Below are 20,126 nucleotides of genomic sequence, written 5' to 3' on the forward strand. Positions count from 1 at the left end.
ACGACTGAGGATCCCGCACATTTTTTGATCCGTTTCGGACGCGCCAAGCGTCTGAAATGTCATGGGAAATCCCGATGTGCCGGAAACGACGCCTTCGATCGTTCGCGAGTTCGAGACGGTGCAGCTGGGCGATGCGCGCCTGCATCAGCGGGTCCGGGCTGTGGTGGCGCGGCTGAGCGTCGCGCCGGGCGAGAGCTTCCCGGACTCGCTGAAGACAGAGGCAGAGCTGGAGGGCTTCTACCGGCTCCTTGGCAACAAGCGCGTGTCGTATGGTGCGCTGGTGCAAGCCCACAGCGAGCAGACCCTCGAGCGCATGGCCGGTCACGACACGGTTCGCGCGGTGCATGACACCACCGCGGTCGCCTTCGACGGCGACGGAGCACGCAAAGGGCTCGGTCCGCTCAACGGCAAGGACACGCAGGGCTTTTTGGCGCACGCGACGCTCGCCGTGGCCACCGACGCGATCAACCAGCCGCTCGGATTGCTGGGCCTTGCCTGCTGGGCCCGCAAAGCCTCCGCCCTCTCCAAGAGCCCACGCAAGAAGAACAGGACGGGCAGCGACTATGCGCGCGTGACCGACAAGGAGTCGACGCGCTGGCTGCGGCAGGTAGAGGCGGCCGAGCAGGCCGTGGGCGACCGCACGTCGCTGCTGCACGTCATGGACCGCGAGGCCGACGCCTACCCGCTTCTGTGCGCCATGGTCGAGCAGGGCCACCGCTTCGTCGTGCGCATGGCGCGCGATCGGAACGTGTCGGAGCTGGCCGAGGACGAAGAGGAATCGCTCGACGACAGCGCTCCGCTGCGGCTGAGCGAGGCGCTGGTCGAGCTGCCGATCCGGCTCAGTCGCGAGGTTGTGCTCACCCAACGCCGCGCCGGACCGGTACCTGCGAGCAAGCGCGCGCACCCCGCGCGCTCGGAGCGGAGCGCCACGCTGGGCGTCGGCGCTCGGCGCGTGGCGCTGCGCCGTCCCTACTACCTGCCCGAGCTGGCCGAAGAGCTCGCGGTCAACGTCGTGTTGGTGCAGGAGATCGACACGCCAGCGGGCGAAGAGCCGGTCGCGTGGGTGCTGGCGACCAACGAGCCCGTCGACACGCCCGACCAGATCGCAGCGATCGTCGACCATTACCGGGCACGGTGGCTCATCGAGGAGTTCTTCAAGGCGCTCAAGACCGGCTGCGCCCTCGAGACGCGCCAGCTCGAGAGCTTCCGGAGCCTGACGAACGCGATGGCGCTGTTCGCCCCGATCGCGTGGCAGATGCTGCTGCTGCGCTCTCTGTCACGCCTTGAGCCCAACGCGCCCGCGGAACGAGCCCTGAACCCCACGCAGCTGAAGCTGCTGCACCAGCACCAGCCCAAGAAGCTGCCGGCTCAGGGGGCGACGGTAGTCGATGCGCTCTACGCCGTTGCCGGTCTTGGTGGACACCTCAAGCGCAACGGTCCCCCCGGCTGGCTGACGCTCGCACGCGGAATGCAAACCTTGCTCATGCTGGAGACGGGCTGGAACGCCGCCCTCGCCAACACAGCGAAAATTAAGGGGGAAATGTGATCAATCCTCAGACGACCACGACCACGTTCACGACGGCGACGGCTGGGGGTGGGCGTGGGGCCCTGAACGCGCTTGGTTGATGCCGACGGGCCTCCCCCTCAGCGCACCGCGGCCGATTCGAACCTGGGCGCCGCGTCGAACGTCTCCGCCAGCGTCCTCCGGTACTCGTCGGCCATCTGCACGAGCCCATCGATGAGCAGCGCCACATCGTGGTCCGCGCAGCCCTCCAGCGACGCCACGCACGACGCCGACACCTCGTCGCCCGTGAGCGACACGCGGAACTCCCCCGTCGTCTGGTCGTTCATCGTGAGCAGGAACCGGTAGAAAGGCTCGTGGTTCGCCGACGGCAGCCCCACGACCGGCGCGCGCAGCGTCAGCAGGCGCCCCGTCTCGTCGATCTCGATGTCCACCTGCGTCGCCGTCTCCGCCGTGGGGTACGGCCGCTGCGCGATGCGCCACGCCCTCGGACCGACACGCACCCGGTTGGCGATGAGCCCGAGCGCCGACAGACCCTGCCGGATCACCCGCTCGACGCCCGCGCGCGCCGGACACGGCGGGTACGCGTGCGGCAGCAGGCGGCCGCAGCCCAGGCACCGGTCGCACTCGACGTCGAACGGCTCCTCGCACGCCGGGCAGCGGTACACCGGCGCCCGGTCCCTGAGCTCCGCGAGCGACCGATCCCCCAGGGCGAGCAGCGGCTGGAACGCGCCCGCTGGGACCACCACGCAGTGACCCGCGAGCTCCCCGGCCGCGCCGGACGGCGCCGCGACAACGCCGATCACCCGCCCCTCGGGATCGAGCACCGGCGCGCCGAGGGGCGCCGCCACGTCGAGCTCGAACGCCGGGAGCTGCCCGTCGACCTTGCGCGCCACGTGGCAGACCCGCGCGACCGCGAGGCGCAGGCTCTGCCCCGGGAGGCAGCTCAGCACCGCGGCGCGCTCGCCGAGCCGCGGCTCGGCCGCCGCGCGGACGGCGAGCGCCGCGACGCCGGGCGGATCGGCCGGCGCGACGAGCGCCACGTCGCGGCCCACGTCCGCGGCGATCACCCGCCCCGCCATGCCCCGCCCGTCCTCGAACGTCAGCGCGACCTCCGTCGGGTAGCCGAGCCCGCGCCGGCTCGCCACCACGACGCCGTTGCCGAGCGCCACCCAGCCGGTCGTCACGAGCGCGCCGGCGCGGATCGCCACCACCGAGCGGCGGGCGCGGGCGACGCGCTCGTGGAGCAGCGCGAGATCGCCGTCGCCGTGCGGCGCCAGCTGCGACGTCATTGCGCGACGATCCTCGAGAGCGCCGTCATCAGGAGCTCGATCGTGCCGGGTTTGGCGCCGTCCCGCTGCGCGTAGGCGACGATGTCGCGCAGCCGCTGCTCGGTCTTGGCGGGCAGCTTCGTGCGCACGAGGAGCTCGGACAGGGCCCCGATCGCGAGGAAGTGGCGGAGCATCGGGTCGGCCGGCGCGCGCTCGATCTCGCGCAGGTAGCGGCCGAGGTGCTCGCGCGCGAGCGCCGCCGTGGTGAGCGGATCGATGTGGAGCGGCTTCTCCTCGGGCACCTGGCCGCGCACCGCCACGAGCCGCTCCATCGCGAGGAGCGCCGGCTCCGCGACGCCCGCGGTGTTCCCGCGGCGCGCGCCGCCCTCGGCCTGGATGAGCTCGCGGGTCGCGGCCGCCGTGCAGCGGTAGAGGTGCGCCACCGCGTCGGGCATAGCCTCGCCGTGCTCGTAGATCGCGCGGAAGACCGTGCACCGGATCAGGAGCACCATGACGCCCGGCCGCTCCTGGAAGCTGAGCGCCGCGCCGAGCACCTGCGCGTCCCGGAGCAGCTGGCAGAACCGATCGGCCGCCGCGTTCGCCGACTCCGGGCGGGACGGGATGCTCCGGCGCGACGGAGGCTCGATCTCCACCTCCGGCAGCGCGGGCGGGCGCACCGACAGCGGCGTCGCCGCCATGATGGAGGACGAGCGACGAAAGGGCACGGTGCGCGCGCTGCGGCGATCGCTGACCTGCGCCGGCGTCTCCCCGGCCGCCGCCTGCTCACCCGACAGCGGCGCCGCGGCCGCCGCGCTCCCCGGAGCCGGCTTCGCTGCGCCGCCCTCGGACCCCGGGCTCGCGACGCCGCCGATCGCCTTCGACGCCGCGCCGGCGTCGTGCGCCGGCGGGAGGATGCCGGCCTTGGGCGCGGGCGCGCCGCCGTTCTTCGACGACGCGGCGCCCGCCGCCGGCATCGGCGCCGACGCCAGGGACGGGGACAGGATGTCGGGGATCGCGTCCGCGTCGCGGATGGGGCGCGCGACCGACTCGGGCAGGCGCGGCAGGGGGGGCGCCGCCCACGCCGCCAGCTCCTCGAGCGGCGTCCGCGCCCCCGAGACCGGCGTCGCCGGCGCGCCGGCCCGCACCGACGGAGCGCTCTGCTGGCGGGCAGGCGCGGGCGGGACCGTGAAGCTCTTGAGCGGCCGGGCGCGGCCTGCCGAGGACCACGTGAGGCTCGCCCGCTGCTCCTCGGAGAACGGCGGCCGCGCGTCGAACCACGCGCCCATCGTCTCCCCGAGCCGCTGCGCCGCCTCGCCGCTCTCGCGCAGCGCCTGACGCAGCGCCTCCGGCGTGAAGGCGGCGACGCGGCCGACGCGGCGGAGCAGCAGCAGATCCTCCCGCATGCACAGCCGGAACGGCTCGGGGCCGCTCGACAGCTCCAGCGCCGTCCTGAGCAGCGGCACCCGGTGCCGCTCCGCGACGCGCACGACGGGGACGTCGATCGACACCCGCTCGTTCGCCGCGTCGAGCGAGACGAAGAGCGTCATCGCCCCGAGCGGAACGATCCACCCCACGCCCTCCTGCAGCGTCGTCGCCTGGAGGCTCGCCCCGGCCTCCGCGGAGGCGCAGTGCGCGACGAAGCGCACCGGGTCGCGCGTGCGCCAGGCGTCGATCGAGCTCCCGTCCCAGTCCGCGTCCGCGGGCGGCTTGCGCGAGGCGGAGAGCACTGGCGACCGGTCCACCCCGCACGCCTCGCACCGCGGCCCACGCAGCGGGAACCCGCACGCGGAGCAGAAGTCGGAGGCCGGGCTCGAGGGGACCGCCACGCCGACAGCATACCTCAGCGCAAGGCCGAGGTGGCACCGCGGTTTGCGCTCAGAGGAACGGATTCAGGTGGAGCGCAACCTTGGCCTCCCGCAGGTTGTGCTGAACCCTGCGGATGAAGTGGATGAACAGGTACGCCCAGGCGGCGAAGGTGACGACGCTGATGACGAGCTGGACCGTCTTGCTGACGCCGATCACCATCCAGAGCGCCGTCAGAAGGAAGGCCGCGAACGACAGCGGGACGAACCACTTCCAGCACAGGTTCATCATCTGGTCGATGCGGACGCGCGGCAGCGTCCAGCGGATCCAGATGACCACGAAGACGAGAGCCCAGCTCTTCAGCAGGAAGAGGAAGACGCCGACGAGCTGGAGCCCGAAGCTCGCCTCCTGCTGGGCCGGCGAGACGCCGGGGATCTGCCAGCCCCCGAGGAAGAGCGCGCTCGCGATGCCGCACATCACGAAGACGTTCGCCCACTCGGCGAAGAAGAAGAAGAGGTACCGCATGCCGGAGTACTCGGTCGAGTAGCCGGCCACGAGCTCGCTCTCCGCCTCGGGCAGGTCGAACGGCGCGCGGTTGCCCTCCGCGAGCGCCGTCGTGAAATACAGGAAGAACAGCGCGAACGTGATCGGGTTGCGGAAGACGAACCAGTGCCAGGGCCAGCCGCCCACGTCGAGGAGCGAGGGCCCGGCGCCGCCCTGGGCGCCGATGATGTCCTGGAGCCGCAGCGAGCCCGTCATCATGACAATGCACACGATCGCGACCGCGCCGGGGATCTCGTAGCTGATGATCTGCGCTGCCGAGCGGATCCCGCCGAGGAGCGACCACTTGTTGTTCGACGCCCAGCCGCCGGTCATGAGGCCGATGGTGACCAGCGACGTCACGGCGATGACGAAGAGGATCCCGATGTCGAGGTCGGCCGCGATGAGGTACTGGCCGAACGGCATGACGACGAACGTGGCCGACACGCCGACGAACACGAGGTAGGGCGCGAGCCGGAAGAGCGCCTTGTCGCTCTCGGCCGGGATGACGTCCTCCTTCATGATCGACTTGATCCCGTCGGCGACCCACACGAGGAGGCCCTGCGGCCCGGCGCGGTTCGGCCCGATGCGGGACTGCATGCGCGCCGAGACGCGGCGCTCGACCCAGGTGATGATCCCCGCGGTCGGCGCCATGAAGAGCAGGATGATCGCGGCGGCCACGCCAAGGAGGATCCCGGCGCCGAGCAGATCGGTCGGGGCGCTCGCGTGGAACCCCTCGGTCGAGAGCTCGATCTCGGACGGGGTCGCGCCGCCCCGCCGGATCCCGACCGCGGACCGCCGATCATGGCCGCTCGGGATCACGTCGGCCTTCGAGAGGACCTTCACGCCCTCGAAGCGCGTGATGACGTCGCCGGGCTGGAGCCCTGCCTGGCTCGCCGGGCTCCCGTCGCGCACGCCCGACACGACGAGCCCGCCGGCGGGCGGCGACTCGGCCGCGACCTCGACGCCGAAGAACGCGAGCGCCCGCGCCCCCTCCTTCACGCGCGCCTCGATGACGGCGCGGCGCGGGGTCGGCGGGAGGAAGTCCATCGTGACGCCCCTCACCGTGCCGTTCACGGGGAGCGCCCCCTGCGCGGTCGCGGGGATCTCGACGACAACGTCGCCGTGGAAGGTCGTGTGCACCGCGTCGTCGCCGCGGCCGGCGAAGCGGGATTGCAGGCCCTCGGAGAAGACCAGCGAGATCTTCGTGCTGCTGACCTGCGCGCCCTCGAGCTCGATGCTCTGGCCGGTGAGCGGCGCCTGGCCGGGGCGGCGGAGGGTGCCGCGGAACGTGACGACCGCCTCCTTCGCCTCGGCGGTCGGCAGGTTGGTCCCGAGGATCTCGATGCGGTCGCCGAGGTCGACCTCGCGCGGCACGACGTCGACGACGCTCAGGAGCTCGGGCGCCGTCCTGCTCTCGGCGCAGCCGGCCGCGCCGAGCAGCGCGAGGAGGGCCAGGAGGCACGGCAAGAAGCCTCGAGAGAGAGCTCTCCAGGGAGGAGATCCGCGCATGGTGCCGCTTATAAACCGCGCCGCTCGCGCGGTCGAGAATGCGGAGAAAAGCGCTCCTGCTCGCGCTGTCCGTCTCCCTACCGGCCTCGGACGGGGAGGAAGTACCGGCTGCCGTCGAGCTCGTTCACGCCCACGTAGAGCTCTGCCTCGAACACGTCCTTGAGCCGGCGGTAGGTCATCACCTCCTCGACGGTGCCGTGGGCCACCAGCCGCCCGGCCTTGAGGAGCGCCACGCGGTCGGCGTACTGGGCGGCCGAGTTGAGGTCGTGCAGCACCGCGACGCACGCGAGGCGCCGCTCGGCCACCTCCCTGCGCACGACCTCGTGGACCTCGATCGAGTGGCGGATGTCGAGGTGCGCCCCGGGCTCGTCGAGGATCAGCACCTGCGCCTCCTGCGCGAGCGCGCGGGCGATGGCCACCCGCTTCTGCTCGCCGCCGGAGAGCTCGGCCACCGGCCTCTCCGCGAGCCCCACGAGATCGCAGGCGTCGAGGGCGCGGGCGACCGCCTCCTCGTCCCGGCCGGCGGCGAGCATCCACGCGCCCTGGTGGGGCGCGCGGCCCATCATGACGACCTCGCGCACCGAGAAGCCGGGCGCCGAGGTGATCCCCTGCGGCACGACCGCCACGCACCGCGCGATCGCCCGCCGGTCCATGCCGGCGAGCGGCCTCCCCAGCAGGGTCGCCTCGCCCCGCGCCGGCCTCAGGGCCCCCGAGAGGACCCGGACCAGCGTCGATTTCCCCGCGCCGTTCGGCCCCAGGACGGCGCAGAGCTCGCCCGCGCGCACATCCAGGCTGATCCCCTCCAGCGCCAGCCTCCCGGTGGGATAGCTCGCGGCCACGTCACGCAGATCGATCGCCGGCCCCTGCACGCGGTCTCTTTTGTCGAATGATTTGAGTGATATCGAGTGATCTTCCCTTGCGCGAGGTTTCTTGCGGTGGTCCAATCGACTCGAGGCGTAGAGGAGATGGAAACGGCGAAGGAGACTCTGGGAGGCGGCGAGGTACCGCGTCGCGTTATTAAGCGCTACTCCAATCGGAAGCTCTACGACACGAAGGACAGTCGTTACGTCACCCTGCAGCAGATAGGGGAGATGGTCCGGGCTGGCGAAGAGGTCCAGATCATCGACAACGCGACCAAGGAGGACAAGACCGAGGTCACGCTGGCGCTGATCATCTCGGAAGATCTCAAATCGCAGCCGCGCTCGGTCCCGCTCGGCACGCTGAGAGATCTGATCCAGGAGCGCGGCGAGCGGCTGCTCTCGCAGCTGCGCGAGGGCCCGATCGGCCGGCTCATCCCCGGCGCGGTCCCTGGCGAGGGTGGCGTGGCGGCGCCTGGAACGGCGCCCGCCCCGGGGACGGAGCAGGCGACGCCCGCGTCGCCCTCGTCCCATCCGCCCCCGCCGCTCGACGCAGACAGGTCGAGCCACGCGAAGGGGCGCCTGAGCGGGATCGTCGAGAGCTCGAAGCAGACGCTCGATCAGTGGCAGCAGGCCGTCGACGAGCGCATCCGCGCCATCCTCCCGGGCCTCGGGCTCGTTCGCGATCTCCAGTCCGATGTCAAGCGCCTGTCGCAGCGCATTGACGAGCTGGAGGCGAAGCTCCAGGGACGCGCGGGTGAACCCATCGAGGGCGCGGCTCCGCACCAGGCGGGCTCCGGCGCGGACGAATCCGCGGGCGAGGGTCGCGAGGGTCAAGGGAGCGAGAGCAGGCTGGAATAGCCCTGGGCGCTCCTCTGTTCCCCCGGATGAGCCCATGCCGTTCTTCTTCAGCAAGAAACCTGCGTCCGTAGCGCAGGACCTGTCGTTGGCCAGCACCGATGGTGGCCGAGCCGACGCCTTCGAGATCGAGCTGCTGGGTCATCTGGACACGCTTTACGGCGTGAGCTGCCGGATGACGAAGAGCTCGACGGAGGCGGAGGATTTGGTCCAGGACACCATCGTCAAGGCGATGCGAGCCCGGGATCAGTTCGAGCCGGGTACCAACCTCAAGGCCTGGCTGCTTCGGATCCTGACGAACACGTTCATCAACCGGTACCGTCGCGGGGGCCTCGAGCGAGGCATCTTCGACGGCCCCGACGCCGAGCCGCTCACCGATGCGTGGGTCGGAGCGACGACGATGCGCGCGATGCGCGATCCGGAGACCCAGGCGCTCACGCCGCTCGTGGAGGCGGAGGTGCAGCGCGCCCTCGACGCCCTGCCCGAGGAGTTCCGGCTGGCCGTGGTGCTGTCGGACATCGAGGAGCTCTCCTACAAGGAGATCGCCGAGGCGATGGGCTGCCCCATCGGCACGGTGATGTCGCGCCTGCACAGGGGCCGCAAGCTCCTCCAGAAGACGCTGCGCGAGCACGCGGTCCTGATGGGCATCGTCAGCGAAGACGCGGCGAAGGACGCGCCCGCCGACCTGGACGCGTACCGCAAGCGGAAGCGGGGTGCCGCATGAGCGCTGCGAAATCGATCGAGAGCTGTTCGCGGTTCGACCACGCGCTGTCCGCCTACGTCGACTGCGAGCTGGATCCGGACCACGCCGTCGATCTCGAGTCCCACCTCGTCCAGTGCCCTCCGTGCTTCGAGCAGGTGAGGCTCTTGCGCTCGCTGCGGGCGAGCCTGAAGCGGGCGCGGCCGTCGGGGTGCCCGGACGCGCTGCGGGCGCGCGTCGCCGCGGCGGTGGCGCACGAGCAGGCGCGCGACGCGGCGCAGTCGGCCGAGGCGAGGCCGCGCCTTGTGCACAGGGGGTACGCGATCGCGCTCGCCGCGGCGGCGGGCGTCGTCTTCGTCGTGGGCGTGGCGCGGCGGCCGGACGCGCCGTCGGAGGCCGCGAAGGCGGACGCCGCGAGGGCGGCGCTCGATCGCGCGGCGTCCACCGAGAGCGTCGAGGTCCTGCTCGACGATCTCGTCACCCAGCACGCGCAGCCGCTGCCGCCGGAGACGACCAACCCGGAGGACCTCCCGCGCTTCGATCCGTTCGTCGGCGTCCCGGTACGCAGGCCGCAGTTCCAGTCGATACCGGCGAACTTCATGGGCGCCCGCGTGCACACGATGCGCGATCGGCGCGCCGCGCTGCTCCAGTTCGTGGTGCGGGGCAACCACCGCGTGACGGTCTACATGTTCAACTCGCGCGCGGTCCCGGTGCAGAAGGCGCAGCCGATCCTGCAGCCGCGCGTCGTGCGCGAGCGCCCCGTCTACGTGGGCAACATCAACGGCTACTCGGTCGCCGCCGCCGAGCGCAGCGGCGTCGGCTACGCGCTCGCCTCGGATCTCGGCGACGACGTCAGCACGCAGCTCGTCCTCGCTGCGATGCAGTGAGCGCGCCGGCGCCCGCTCTCTAGCGGGCGCCGTTCTCTCCCCTCCCTCGATCATCCCACCCCGACCAACCCTTACCGCGAGAGACCGCATGCGCTTCGTCTTCGTCATGGATCCGCTGAGCCGCGTGACGCACGACAAGGACACGTCGTTCGCCTTCATCCGAGCGGCGCAGGCGCGCGGCCACGAGAGCTACCACTGCTTGCCGCGCGACCTCTCGATCGAGGGCGGCGAGGCGCACGCCTCGGCCTCGCCGGTGCTCATCGGCGACGCGCCCCCGTTCATCTCGCTCGCGGGGGGCGCGCAGCGGCTCCGGCTCGCGGACGTGGACGCCATCTTCATCCGCAAGGACCCGCCGTTCGATCGCAGCTACCTGTACGCGACGCTGATCCTGGAGCGCGCGCGGCGCTGCCCGCTCATCGTGAACGACCCCCGCGGGCTGCGCGACGCCAACGAGAAGCTCTACGCGCTGAACTTCCCCGAGTGGACGCCGAGGACGCTGGTCACCGCGGACCGCGAGCAGATCCACGCGTTCGTGCGCGCCCTCGGCGGCACGGCGGTGATCAAGCCGCTCGACGGCGCGGGCGGCCTCGGCGTGCTGCAGATCAACGAGCGCGACAAGAACGCGCGCGCCATCGCGGACATGATGACGAACGAGGGGCACCGCCTCGCCATGGTCCAGGAGTACCTGCCCGCCGTCGTCCACGGCGACAAGCGCGTCCTCTTGCTCGACGGCGAGCTGCTCGGCGCCATCCTCCGGGTGCCCCGCGACGACGATCACCGCTCGAACATCCACGTCGGCGGGCGCGTGGTCTCGACGGAGCTCTCGCCGCGCGAGCTCGATCTCGTCCGCGCGGTCGCGCCTCGCCTCCGCGCCGACGGCCTCTTCTTCGTGGGCCTCGACGTCATCGGCGAGCGCCTGACCGAGGTGAACGTCACGAGCCCGACGGGCATCCAGGAGCTCGGGCGCTTCACCGGCGCGGATCCGGCGGCGAGGGTGATCGCCTGGGCCGAGGAGCGGGCGCGCGGCCAGGCCGCGCGCGCGTGAGCCACTTCGCTCCGGAAAGTTGGCCCGGAGCGCCCGCCTCTGCGAAGGCTCCCCCATGGGCGAGTCATTCGAGCGGTGTGCCGTGTGCAGCGACGGCGAGCAGGGTGATCGGGACGGCGGTGCGCCCGGGGATCCTCGCGCGAGGACGCGGATGGCGCGCGTGGTCATCCAGGGGCGCTCGCTGAGCCTGTGCCGGACGCACGCGGCGACCGTGGCCGTCGCCATGCCGGAGACGTTCGAGGAGATGCGCGCGCTGTTCGTGGGGCTCCAGCGCGGCGCGCAGCCGGCGCCGCGCGATCCGTCCGTCGAGCGCCGCTCCCCCATCCCGCGCCGCAACCCCGAGGATCGGCGCGTCTTCCCCCCGCGGCCGGAAGGCCGGCGGCTCGGTGCAGGACGCCGCGCCAGCGATCCGGGGGAGTGATCGCGACCGTCGCGCCGGCGCCCTCCTCGCGCGCGCCGGCGCCCTCCTCGCGCCGATCTCCGGAGCGGCGCCCGCTCTCCGCGCGGAGCGCCGCGGGCCGCCGCATGCGCGCGGCGCGTGGTAGGTTCTCGCCATGAGATCCCGCCGGCATGTCGTCATCGGGCTCGGGTCGAGCCTGGGCGATCGCCTGGCGACCCTCCGCGCCGCCATCGCGTCGCTCGGCGCTGATCCCGATCTCGACGTCATCCTCGAGTCGTCGCGCTACGAGTCCCCGCCCGCAGGCGGCCCTCCGCAGGGCCACTACGTGAACGCCGCGGTGCTCGTCGCCACGTCGCTGCCCGCGCGCCAGATCCTCGAGCGCACCCTCGCCGTGGAGCGCTCGCTCGGGCGGACGCGCCCCGATCCGGTGCGATGGGGGCCGCGCACGATCGATCTGGACCTGCTCTGGATCGAGGGCGAGGTCGTCGCGGAGCCGGATCTCGAGGTGCCTCACCCGCGGCTCTGCGACCGAGTGTTCGCGCTCAGGCCGCTGCTCGACGTCGCCCCCGACGCGCGCGACCCTCGCACGGCCGTCGCGTACGCCGCGCTCCCCGAGGCGAGCGCGCCCATTCGCAAGCTCGATCCCATCTGATCGGCGCGGCAGCGGCGCGCGGGCGCGGCGCTCAGCGCGAGCGCGGCGCTCAGCGCGAGCGCGGCGGGCCGGATGCGGCGCGGGATCGGAGGCCGGCGCGGCCGCCAGCGTACGACGCCGCGCTGCCGATCGTGACCACCACGACCAGCAGCAGCGCCCACCCCAGCGCGCCCGCCGGCGCGCCCTCGGCGAAGGCGAGCGCCCACGCGAGCGCCGCGACGACGGCGCCGCTCGCGGCGGCCTCGCGCCGCCCGGCGCGCCCGCCGAACCGCCCCACGAGGTAGCCGCCGGCGACCCCGGCGAGCGCGAACGCGATCACGTTGAGCCCCACCATCGCGAGCCGCACCGAGCCCTGTGCCCCGGCGTCCCCCGCCCGCTCGATCATCCGGCGCAGCAGCGTGTTGACGAGGCCCGCGAGCGGCAGCCACGCGATGAAGATCGCCACCGTCCCGAGCGCGATCCAGTGCCACGGCGGCCGGTCCTCGCCCTCGTCGTCGCCGCTGCTCTGCAGCACGGGGAGCTTGCGCTTCTCCGGCGCTGCCGCGCTGCCCCGAGGAGGCGCAGCGCCTGCCGCGCCGCTGCCGACGACCGGGAGGCGTCGCTTCGGCGCGTCCCCCATGGCGTCAGCTGGGCTTCGACGTCGGGGGCGGCGCGGCGGCCGGAGCCTTCCGCCAGAACTTCCGCGCTTCGTCCTGCTGGCGGACCAGCCGCCGCTGCTCCTGGATCAGGCCGCCGTAGGCGCGAGGCACCCGCGGATCCTTCGCGAGCGCGTACAGGACCTGGAGCGCCGCCTCGGCGTCGTCCGTCGCGCGGTGCGCCTTCTCGAGCGAGATCCCGAGCCGAGCGGCCATGTCGCCGAGGGCGCGGCTCTCCTCGTTCTTGTAGAGCTCGCGGGCGAACGTGAGCGGATCGACCCAGTCGACCTCGCGCCGCATGGCGGGCGGCGGCTCCTGCGGGCGCATGCCCACGCGCTCGAGCTCGGCGAGCAGGAACGAGCGGTCGAAGGTGGCGTTGTACGCCGCGGGGATCGCCCCCTTGAAGCAGCCGAGGATCTCCTCCGCGACCTCGGCGAACGACGGCTTGCCCTCGACGTCCGCGTCCTTGATCCCGTGGATGGCGGTGCTCTCCGCGGGGATGGGCCGCCCGGGGTGGATGAGCCAGTTGTAGCGCGTCAGGATCTCCCCGGAGCGGCCGATGACGATGCCGAGCTCGATGATCCGATCGCCCGCCGGATCGCGCCCCGTGGTCTCGACGTCAACGAAGGCGATGGGCTGGTCGATCCAGGCGCTGCCCGCGTCGATCTCCGACGCGACACCGACGGCGCGCACCTTGAGGAGGTGCGCGATCCCAGGGTAGTGCCGGCCCGTCGGGAAGCAGCCGCACGGGTCGGCGACCTTCACGGCGTCCTCGGCTTGGCGGGCTGGGCGGGTGCAGCCGAGGTCGCGGGGCGCGCCGCGCCGCCCGCCGGCGCGCTGGTCCCGGCGGCGGGGGTCGCGCTGGCCGCTGGGGTCGCGCTGGCCGCGGGGATCGCGCTGCCGGAGGGCGACGCGTCGCCTGGCTTCGGGGGCGCAGGCCGCGGCGTCTTGCCGAGGAGCTCCAGCTCGAGCTTGACCCACGCCTCGAGATCCTCGCCGGGGTTCGAGAGGAGCTGGAGGTTGACCTCGCGGCCGTTGATGAAGACGAGGGGCGTCCCCTCGAGCCCGACCCCGTCGGCCTGCAGCTTGTCCTTGTCGATGCGCGCCTTGGTGTCGGTCGAGACGAGATCGGCGCGGAACTTCACCATATCGAGCTTGAGCCGCTGCGCGTAGCGCTCGAGGTCGGCCTGCTCCAGCTTGTCCTGGTTCTCGAAGAGGAGGTGGTGCATCTCCCAGAACTTGCCCTGGTTGAGCGCGGCGGTCGCCGCGCGCGCGGCGGGCTCGCCGTGGACGTGCGCCGAGAGCGGGTAGAACTTGAAGACGAGGCGCACCTGCCCGTCGAAGCGCTTCACGAGCCCCTCGAGCAGCGGCGACATCAGCCTGCAGAACGGGCACTCGAAGTCGGCCCACTCGACGATCGTGATCGGCGCGTCGGGCGGCCCCATCTCCGGCGAGCCTTCGGTGGCGAGCGTCTTCACCTTGTTCGCGTCGAAGCGCATGTGGAACGCTTCGTCGCGCTCCTTCTTCGATCGGCCGTCCTTGACCAGATCGAGCAGGAGCTGCGCGGCGGGGAGGCACGCCTTGCACGGGCGCTGCTCCTTCACGCACTGCGCGATGCTCACGGGCGTGTCCGGGCAAGGGGAGAGGAGCTCGGAGACCTGTGCCCCCCACTCCCGGCGCTCGCGGGGAGTCAGCGAGGAGGTGTCCACGCCCGGCAGCGAGACCGACACCTCCGGGCTCGCGGCCGGCTTGGGCTCGTTCGAGCTCGGGTTCCCAGGACAGCCCGTGGCGCCGATCGCGAGCAACGGCAACGCGAGGAGCGGCGGCATCCAGCGCAGGAATGACATCGCGGCGCGAGCTTAGTCGGACCCCTTGCGAGATGCTAGCGCGGGTGTAGCGTCAAGAGGTGCGGAGCGTCCTCTACCGCTTCCCGGATCTGCAGCAGTTCGAGCAAATCGTGTGCGATCCGGAGGAGCGTGACCTCGAGCTCGGACTGCCCGCGGGGGAGGTCGTGGCCGATGGCGAGTGGGTGCTCGCCATCTTCGAGCTGGGCGAAAACCGCCGCGCGACGTCGGCCGCGGCGTGCGCGTCGGTCTCACCGGAGGGGGCGCGGCTCACGTTCGAGCCGCGCGACTGGCATCGCCTCGCCCACTTCGCGCGGACGGAGGCGCCCCGCCCCGGATCCGTGCCCGACACCGACGCCGCGGCGCTCCTCCGCGCCGCGGACGGGGCCGGTCCCGCCGCGTCATCCGGCGTCCAGGGCGCCGGCCCGGCGGGCCGGGCGCCGCCGCCCCCTGCGCCGCCTCGGCTGAAGGGCAAAGGCTCACGGGTCCTCGTTGTCGACGACGACCCCCACATCCGCGAGCTCCTGTCGGCGATGCTCGAGGCGGTCGAGCTCGCCGTCGTCGCCGTCGCCAGCGCGGAAGAGGCGCTGGCGCGGGTCCGCGGCTCACCGTTTCACCTCGTGGTCCTCGACTGGAACCTCCCGAAGATGACCGGCATCGACCTGTGCCGGACGCTGCGGCAGGAGCCCGGGCTCCGCGATCTCCCGGTCCTCTTCCTGACGGCGCACGCCTCCTCGCAGGACATGGTCGAGGCCTTCGCCAGCGGCGCCGACGACTACATGGTGAAGCCCTTCCGCGCCCCCGAGCTGGGGGCTCGCATCTTCAGCCTGCTCCGCCGGACCCGGCGAGGCACCTCCTGAGGCGCCTCGCCGCGGCGCAGCGGCTCCGCCGCGACGCGAGTTCGCGCTCGGTCACCGCACGCAGATTCCGCGCTCAGGTTCCGCGCTCAGAAGGCGACATCGACGTTGAGGTTGATCACGCCGATGCTCTGCGCGTAGTGCCCGCCGGAGTCGGGAGCCCTCGAGTTGGGGTGCAGGCCCGCGGTGATGCTGTCCCCCGTGGTGTCGCGGCTGACGTAGAACAGGTGGGTATACGACGCGGCGAGGTGCAGCTGCTTCGCGACATGGAAGCGCCCGCCGAGGGCGAACGAGACATCGTGAAAATCGACGCCCGATGGATCCAGGGTCTCGTCCGGAACTGCGTTGGAGTCGTACCCGACGCCGCCGAAGACCTCGATCGCAGGCCGCGGCCAGTGGCTCCAGCCCACGCGAACGCCGAACGTGTCGTTCCAGCGGCGGGGGATGTTCTGCACCACGCGGGCGCCCTCTCCGGCGAAGCCGTCGCTGTCGATCTCGCACGCCGCGCCGACCTGGGTGAGGCACTGGTTTTCCATCGAGCTCCACCGCGTCCAGTCGCCGAAGAGCCGGACCTCGAAGCGCTCCGCCGGGACGAAGCGGGCGCCGAGCCGCACGATATCCGGCAGGCCCTGGTGCAGTTCCACGTCGCTCGGGGAGTTCGACACGCCGCTGAAGCGGTTGGTGAGCGTGCCCTCGAGCGACTCTCCCCCCGTGACGTTCGGCCGCGACTGGTACGACGCGCCGATCCAGAGCTGCTCCGGCACCGCCTCGACCAGCGCGCCGACGCCGAAGCTCGCGTGGAAGCCGCTCACCTCGAGCAGCGAGCGCCCCTCGGTCGCAAGGAGGTTGTCGCCGGAGGCGTTCCGGGCGCGCACGGTGTTGACCTGGGTCCGAATCAGGTTGCCGGAGAGGCCGAGGCTGAGGCGGAGCGCCGGGATCTTGTAGGCGGCGGCGAGGGTGAAGAACATCGCCTGGAGCGATGACTCGATGGAGTGCCAGCGCTGCACGCCGTCCACCGGCCCGGCGAGCTCGCGATTGCCCTCGAACGCCGCGTTCGTATCCCAGGACGCGGCGCCGCCGAACGGCACATAGACGCCGGCGCCCAGCGCCAGATCGCCGAGCCTGGCCGAGGCGCCGAGCATCGGCGAGGCAGCCACGTTGAACAGGCTCGCCTCCCCCGTGTTCGCCCGCGGCACCGTCACGTCATCGGTCGCCGCCGCCGAGTGCGTGTAGGACGCGGCGCGCAGCGCGATATTTCCGTCCAGGAACAGATGAATCCCCTCGCTCTCGGCGAGGCCTGCGGGGTTGTAGTAGACCGCGGTCGGATTGCTCGTGATCGGGTTGCCGTGCTCGCCGCCAAACCGCGCGGTCGCGAACCCACCGGCGAGCGCGGATCCGGTCCAGGCGAGACCGCCGAGGAGGCCGACGGAGATCGCGAAACAGGGGCGGTTGATGGACATATCCGGTGTTCTCGATTCTGAGGGCGGAGGAATGCGGCGCCTGCGGCGGACCCTGCATGGTAGGGTTGCAACACCTGCCACGTCAGGGAAGGTTCTACCCGCTCAAGTCAAATGTCACCTTTCGCACGGTGTCAAATGCTTTTCTCCCGCACCATCCGGACAACGCTCGCCTCAGCTGCCCTCACCACCACGGCGCTCCTCATCGGCTGCGCCGACCCGGCAGGCAGATACGATGACTTCGAAGCTCGCGATACCACGATCCGCGAAGACCAGAGCAGCGGCGGTGGTGGTGGCAGCGACGGAAATGGCGGCGCTGGAGGCGGCGGGGACAACTGCCTGCCGGAAGCGGGCGCCGTCGACGGCGATTTCCTCTTCAGCCTCTCGGCTTATCTCAACCCGCGGGCCCCTTTCCTCTTCGTGGCCAGCCTGACCACCGAGGCCAGCGACGGCGGCCTGAGCTTCTCGCTGACCTTCCAGCCGCTCGTGGCCGCCGATCGCAAGACGCCCACGGGCGAGCCGTTCGACGTGGGTCCCTTCGCGCTGTCCGGCGATGGGACGTTCACCGCGCAGCTGCCCACGCTCATCGTGCCGGGCGACGCCAACCCCATCTCCGGCAGCGAGCTCGAGGCCACCATCACGCTCACCGGCTCCCTCTGCGCGCCCGCCGACTTCATCTGTGGCGTTGTCACCGGCACGGCGGCGAGGCCGATCCCCCTGAATCTCAAGAACTCTACCTTCGCCATGGAGCGAATCGCCGATCCGAGCAGCTACCCGGCGCCGGTCATCAACTGCAAGAGAGACCCGGCGAACCCGCTCCCGTGAGCGCCCGGTCGGGTCACGCCACGGCCTCCGCTGCGGCGGCGCCTTCGAGCTCGATCAGCGAGATCTCGGACGGCGCGCCGACGCGCATCGGCGGCCCCCAGTAGCCCGTGCCGCGGCTCACGTAGATCTGGCTGTCGCCGTGCGAGGACAGCCCGGCCACGTAGGGCTGGTCGAGCCGCACGAAGAAGTTCCACGGGAAGATCTGACCACCGTGGGTGTGGCCGCTGAGCTGCAGGCCCACGCCCCGCTCCGCGGCCTCCAGGATCTGCTTGGGCTGGTGCGCGAGCAGCACGAGCTCGCGAGAAGGGTTTCGCCCCGCGAGCGCGCGCGCGAGGTCGGGGCCATGGCCGCCGCCCATGCCGCGGGAGCTCCAGTCGTCCACGCCGGCCAGGTCGAAGCCGTGCTCGCCGTCGCCGATCGAGACACGCTCGTTGCGCAGCACCGTCACGCCGAGCCGGCGGAGCTCCGCGATCCACGCCTCGGCGCCGGAGTAGTACTCATGGTTGCCCGTCACGAAGAAGACCCCGTGCTTGGCACGCAGATCGGCGAGCGGCGCGGTGTGCTCGCGGAGCTCTTCCACGGAGCCGTCGACGAGATCGCCCGTGATCGCGATGAGATCCGGCTCGAGCGCGTTCACGCGCGCGACGACGCGCTCGAGCCAGTCCCGGCCGATCGTCGGGCCGATGTGGAGGTCGGTCAGCTGAACCACGCGAAAGCCCGACATGGCCGCGGGGAGGCGGCGGAGGCGGACGCGCACCGGGCGGACGGCGACCTCACCGAGGGCGCTCGCGGCGCCGGCGACGCCGAAGCCCATGGCGAGCGCTCCGGCCGCGCCCGCGAGGGCGCGCGAGAGGAAGGTGCGGCGCTCGCCGTCGAGCGGCTGGTTCAGCAGCGCGGTGACGCCGTGGGCGCCGAGGCGGACGAACTCGGAGGTGAGCAGGAGGAAGAAGAGCAGGACGGCGAGCCCGACCCACGTGTAGACGACGCCGGCGACGACGCCGGCGATGTGCCGGGGCAGCGCGCGGGTGAGCAAGAGGCCGAGGGGCACCAGCGACGCGAGCACCACCAGGGCCACGCTGCCGACGCGGTGCCAGAGCGGGCCGAGCTCGGGCGCGCGGATCAGGCGCTGCCAGAGGTAGTAGTGGACACCTGCCACGATGGCGCTGAAGACAGCGATGAAGACGACGAACGAGAGGAGAGGCCGCTGCACGCGTCCAGCATGACCACGGCGGCGCGCGCCTGCCGCTCTGATCCGCGCCGGAGCCAGGCTCGACAACATTTCTTAACGGAGCGACGCGGCGGACGGCGACTACGACGTGCTCACACACACGCCGAACCCGGCGGGGTAGATCGCGCTGCCGCCCTGGCACTTGGCGCCTGCGCCGCATTCCGGCGCCCTGCTGTCGATCCGGCAGAGCTGCTTGCACTGGTTCGTCAGCATCGAGCACACGAAGCCGGGCGCGCACGGACAATGCTCGTCGGCCCGCCCCTCGCCGGGCACGACGCAGCTCGTCGTCCCATCCTCGCGGACGATCGTGCAGGTGAGGCCCGTCGGGCACACGCTGTCGTTCAAGAGCTCGCAGTTCGTCGCGGGAACACAGACGGGTATCGGAACCGGAGCCCTCGCGCTCGCCTCGACGATCGACTCGGCCATCGGTCGCTCGTCGCAGTACGTCCCCGCCGCGCAGCTCTCGACGTGACCACAGCAGTACTGCCGGCACACGCCGCCCTCCCCGTCGGCCGCCACGCACCCCAGGCCAGCCGCGCAATCGGCCGCGCTGTGACAAGGGCCGCCTGCCTCGAAGCGGCCCGCCGGCTGGCAGCTGGGGATCGCATCGCCGTCGTCGAGGACGAGCTGGCAGTGCAGCGTCTGCGCGGCAGGGAGCCCCGTCCCTGTGCCCGCGCCGCCGTCCGACGAGCACTCGGTCGGCTCCCCGCCCGGGGTGCAGCCATCGCCGCACAGGTAAGCGAAGCGGGTATAGGGATCCTGCGCCTCCGGAGCGGCCGGGATGTTGACGTCCTCGCTCACGACGCCGCCGGCACCACCGTTGCCGCTGGCGCTGCCGCTCGCGGGCGGTGGGCTGCCGCCCGATTGGGTCGACGCGCTCTCGCCTCCCCCACTCCCGAACGCCGCCCCGCCGTCTTCGTACCCACCCGCCGAGGCGTCGTCCATCGAGCACGCGGAGAGCGCGAAAACCCAGACCGCCACGAGGCCAGAAAGCAGACGGGCGTGGTGTGAGCTCATTCCAGGACTACCAGAAAAGCACAAGCGGAATGAGCGTATCATGTCGCCTCCTGCATTCACAGAATGTGCCGATTCTGTGTGTCGTCGCCAGGGCGCCGAGCGCAACCTGGGTGAGGACGCCATCCTGCGCGCCGCGAACATGGGGGCACCTCGCCTGCGGGCATCCCTGGCGCAAGCATGACGCCCGTGTCGCACCGAGCGCCGGGCCTCGCGCGA

At 72.0% G+C, this 20,126-nt stretch carries 19 protein-coding genes; 9 read left to right on the forward strand and 10 right to left on the reverse strand.

The window, feature by feature from the left end:
* Positions 1–61 precede the first annotated feature (61 nt).
* Positions 62–1,546 (forward strand): IS4 family transposase, encoded by a 1,485-nt coding sequence (locus WMF46_RS40590; protein WP_437979672.1) that lies wholly within the window; start codon positions 62–64, stop codon positions 1,544–1,546.
* 98 nt (positions 1,547–1,644) lie between these two features.
* On the opposite strand, the gene WMF46_RS40595 is transcribed toward WMF46_RS40590, so the two are convergent.
* The 4 genes from WMF46_RS40595 to WMF46_RS40610 all read right to left on the reverse strand — a co-directional run bounded on the left by WMF46_RS40595 (position 1,645) and on the right by WMF46_RS40610 (position 7,517).
* On the reverse strand, positions 1,645–2,814 hold the full coding sequence (locus tag WMF46_RS40595; RefSeq protein WP_437982126.1) for a trypsin-like peptidase domain-containing protein: 1,170 nt from the start codon (positions 2,812–2,814) through the stop codon (positions 1,645–1,647).
* Entirely contained in the window at positions 2,811–4,535 is a 1,725-nt protein-coding gene (locus WMF46_RS40600) for a hypothetical protein (protein ID WP_437982127.1), read from the reverse strand. The genes WMF46_RS40595 and WMF46_RS40600 overlap by 4 nt, the downstream gene beginning before the upstream one ends.
* Before the next feature lie 133 nt (positions 4,536–4,668).
* On the reverse strand, positions 4,669–6,606 hold the full coding sequence (gene nuoH, locus WMF46_RS40605) for an NADH-quinone oxidoreductase subunit NuoH (protein ID WP_437982128.1): 1,938 nt from the start codon (positions 6,604–6,606) through the stop codon (positions 4,669–4,671).
* A gap of 119 nt (positions 6,607–6,725) precedes the next feature.
* Positions 6,726–7,517: an ABC transporter ATP-binding protein gene (locus WMF46_RS40610; protein WP_437982129.1), complete on the reverse strand. Its 792-nt coding sequence runs from the start codon at positions 7,515–7,517 to the stop codon at positions 6,726–6,728.
* A gap of 96 nt (positions 7,518–7,613) precedes the next feature.
* Here WMF46_RS40610 and WMF46_RS40615 point away from each other — a divergent pair, with 96 nt between their 5' ends.
* The 6 genes from WMF46_RS40615 to folK all read left to right on the forward strand — a co-directional run bounded on the left by WMF46_RS40615 (position 7,614) and on the right by folK (position 12,047).
* A complete protein-coding gene (locus WMF46_RS40615; protein ID WP_437982130.1) occupies positions 7,614–8,366 on the forward strand; it encodes a polyhydroxyalkanoate synthesis regulator DNA-binding domain-containing protein in 753 nt (250 codons plus the stop codon).
* A 34-nt stretch (positions 8,367–8,400) separates the two neighbouring features.
* Positions 8,401–9,087 carry a sigma-70 family RNA polymerase sigma factor gene (locus WMF46_RS40620; protein ID WP_437711896.1) on the forward strand — a complete coding sequence of 229 codons (687 nt, stop codon included), beginning with the start codon at positions 8,401–8,403 and terminating at the stop codon, positions 9,085–9,087.
* Positions 9,084–9,950: an anti-sigma factor family protein gene (locus tag WMF46_RS40625; protein ID WP_437982131.1), complete on the forward strand. Its 867-nt coding sequence runs from the start codon at positions 9,084–9,086 to the stop codon at positions 9,948–9,950. Before WMF46_RS40620 ends, WMF46_RS40625 begins: the two co-directional genes overlap by 4 nt.
* 88 nt (positions 9,951–10,038) lie before the next feature.
* Positions 10,039–10,995 carry a glutathione synthase gene (gshB, locus tag WMF46_RS40630; protein WP_437741930.1) on the forward strand — a complete coding sequence of 319 codons (957 nt, stop codon included), beginning with the start codon at positions 10,039–10,041 and terminating at the stop codon, positions 10,993–10,995.
* A gap of 55 nt (positions 10,996–11,050) precedes the next feature.
* Positions 11,051–11,416: a hypothetical protein gene (locus tag WMF46_RS40635; RefSeq protein ID WP_437982132.1), complete on the forward strand. Its 366-nt coding sequence runs from the start codon at positions 11,051–11,053 to the stop codon at positions 11,414–11,416.
* Between the two features lie 133 nt (positions 11,417–11,549).
* Positions 11,550–12,047: a 2-amino-4-hydroxy-6-hydroxymethyldihydropteridine diphosphokinase gene (gene folK, locus WMF46_RS40640; RefSeq protein WP_437982133.1), complete on the forward strand. Its 498-nt coding sequence runs from the start codon at positions 11,550–11,552 to the stop codon at positions 12,045–12,047.
* Positions 12,048–12,096: 49 nt separating this feature from the next.
* On the opposite strand, the gene WMF46_RS40645 is transcribed toward folK, so the two are convergent.
* From WMF46_RS40645 to WMF46_RS40655, 3 genes are read right to left on the reverse strand one after another with little or no spacing between them, the layout of a single operon-like run.
* On the reverse strand, positions 12,097–12,666 hold the full coding sequence (locus WMF46_RS40645; RefSeq protein WP_437982134.1) for a hypothetical protein: 570 nt from the start codon (positions 12,664–12,666) through the stop codon (positions 12,097–12,099).
* 4 nt (positions 12,667–12,670) lie between these two features.
* Positions 12,671–13,447 (reverse strand): 3'-5' exonuclease, encoded by a 777-nt coding sequence (locus WMF46_RS40650; protein ID WP_437982135.1) that lies wholly within the window; start codon positions 13,445–13,447, stop codon positions 12,671–12,673.
* Complete coding sequence (locus WMF46_RS40655) at positions 13,444–14,529, reverse strand: DsbA family protein (RefSeq protein ID WP_437982136.1); 1,086 nt, start codon at positions 14,527–14,529, stop codon at positions 13,444–13,446. Before WMF46_RS40655 ends, WMF46_RS40650 begins: the two co-directional genes overlap by 4 nt.
* Before the next feature lie 59 nt (positions 14,530–14,588).
* Between WMF46_RS40655 and WMF46_RS40660 the strand changes: the two genes are divergently transcribed.
* Entirely contained in the window at positions 14,589–15,386 is a 798-nt protein-coding gene (locus tag WMF46_RS40660; protein WP_437904776.1) for a response regulator transcription factor, read from the forward strand.
* An 86-nt stretch (positions 15,387–15,472) separates the two neighbouring features.
* Here the strand turns inward: WMF46_RS40660 and WMF46_RS40665 are convergent, their stop codons facing one another.
* Positions 15,473–16,843, reverse strand: coding sequence for an OmpP1/FadL family transporter (locus tag WMF46_RS40665; protein WP_437982137.1), 1,371 nt, complete (start codon positions 16,841–16,843; stop codon positions 15,473–15,475).
* A 135-nt stretch (positions 16,844–16,978) separates the two neighbouring features.
* Between WMF46_RS40665 and WMF46_RS40670 the strand changes: the two genes are divergently transcribed.
* Entirely contained in the window at positions 16,979–17,665 is a 687-nt protein-coding gene (locus WMF46_RS40670; RefSeq protein ID WP_437982138.1) for a hypothetical protein, read from the forward strand.
* Between the two features lie 13 nt (positions 17,666–17,678).
* On the opposite strand, the gene WMF46_RS40675 is transcribed toward WMF46_RS40670, so the two are convergent.
* Positions 17,679–18,875, reverse strand: coding sequence for a metallophosphoesterase (locus WMF46_RS40675; RefSeq protein WP_437982139.1), 1,197 nt, complete (start codon positions 18,873–18,875; stop codon positions 17,679–17,681).
* A 99-nt stretch (positions 18,876–18,974) separates the two neighbouring features.
* A complete protein-coding gene (locus tag WMF46_RS40680; RefSeq protein ID WP_437982140.1) occupies positions 18,975–19,874 on the reverse strand; it encodes a hypothetical protein in 900 nt (299 codons plus the stop codon).
* Positions 19,875–20,126 lie beyond the last annotated feature (252 nt).

The sequence above is a fragment of the Sorangium sp. So ce117 genome, assembly GCF_051524395.1.
Classification (GTDB): Bacteria; Myxococcota_A; Polyangia; order Polyangiales; family Polyangiaceae; genus Sorangium; species Sorangium cellulosum_B.